The 1,716-nt window shown below is 70.0% G+C and carries 1 protein-coding gene; it reads right to left on the bottom strand.

Going from position 1 to position 1,716, the window contains the following annotated elements; all coding sequences use genetic code 11:
* On the bottom strand, positions 1 to 1,716 hold a 1,716-nt coding region (locus ACWEO2_RS44235; protein ID WP_452410867.1), incomplete at both ends, for a condensation domain-containing protein.

The following is a 1,716-nucleotide window of genomic DNA, read 5'->3' as shown; positions in this document are numbered from 1 at the left end:
GCCGTGGAACGCTTGGGGCAGGGTGGTCAGCACGGCACGGGTGATCGCGGTCGGCAGCGTCACCTCCACGGTGGCGACACTGGCTTGGACGTCCACTGCCGGGTCGAGCGCGCGGGCACCGATCACCGGATCCGCGGTCTCGAGGGTGCAGCGCCACCAGTCGAGTTCATTGACGCTCTCGGCCGCGGTGCTCAGCCCGTGGGCCCAGCGCCGCATCGAGGTGCCCACGGGCGCGAGCTGCGGTGGTTGCCCCGCACTGATCTGGGCCCACGCCATAGCGAAATCGGGGATCAGGATCCGCCACGACACCCCATCGACAACCAGGTGGTGTAGGACAACGAGCAGCCGCCCGGGCCGGTCCGCCCAGTCGAACCAGACCAACTGCAGCATGACGCCCGCAGCGGGGTCGAGGCGCTCGGCGGCCGCATTCGCCTCCGCGTTGGCGATGGCCGCGAAGTAGGCGCTGTCCGGCGCAACTGTCACCGGCACGCGCCGGATCAGTGCGGCGGCGCTTACCTCGGTCGGCCGCACCTGTAGCGCCCATCCGGTGGGGTGGGTGGGGTCGGGGTGGAGTTGGGCGCGCAGCATGTCGTGGTGGTCGATCACCGCTTGCACGGTGGTTTCGATTCCGGTCCGGTCGATGCCGTCGGGCAGGGTGAGCATCGTCCATTGGCTGAAGCGGTCGAATCCGCCGCGTTCGAACATCCAGCACATGATCGGGGTCAGCGGCAGCGGACCGACGCCCGCGCCGGGGAGTTCGGCGGGTAGGGCGACCGCCGTGCTGTCCTGGACGGCGATCTGGGCGAGTCCGGCGACGGTCTTGCGTTCGAACACCTCCCGCGTGGAGAACACCACCCCGGCGGCCCGGGCCCGGGTGACCAACTGGATCGACATGATGCTGTCGCCACCCAGGGCGAAGAACGAGTCATCGAGACCGACCGTGTCGATGCCCAATACCTCGGCGAACAGCCCGGCCAGTGTCTTCTCCACATCGGTGACCGGCGCCCGGAACTCGGCGCGAGCCGAACTGAAATCCGGTACCGGTAGCGCGGCGCGGTCGAGCTTGCCGCTCTCGGTCACCGGCAGCGTGTCGAGCACCAGCACGGTCGCGGGCACCATGTGCGGGGCCAACCGCTGCTCGGCGACCGTGAGGACCGCGGCGGGGTCGAGGTCGACTCCGGGTTCGGGCACCACGTACCCGACCAGCCGGTCACCGACAGCGGTGCCATGGTGCACGGTCGCGACCGCGCGGGCCACACCGGCGCAGGCCAGCAGACCGGATTCGACCTCACCCAACTCGATGCGGAAGCCACGCAGCTTGACCTGGAAGTCGGCCCGACCCACGTAGTCCAGCGCCAGATTCCCTTCCGGTTGCCGCAGCCACCGCACCAGGTCACCGGTGCGATACATGCGCCGTCCCGGCTCCGCGAACGGATCGGCGACGAACCGCGCCGCCGTCAGGCTCATTCGGTTGCGGTAGCCACGGGCCAGACCGGGTCCGGTGAGGTACAGCTCGCCGACAACACCGACGGGCACCGGCCGCAACCGGGCATCGAGCACAACCTGCCCGACCCCGCGGATCGGTTCACCGACCGTCACCGGCTGCCCCGCCACCAGCGGCGCACTGGCGTCGGTCTGGATCGTCGCCTCCGCCGGACCGTAGGTGTTGAAGAGTCTGCGGTCCGGTGCCCACCGTGACACCAGGTCGGTCGAGGG

It is taken from the genome of Nocardia sp. NPDC004278 (assembly GCF_053602975.1).
Note: the sequence above shows the minus strand (reverse complement) of the source record. Positions and strands in the feature narration are given on the sequence as shown.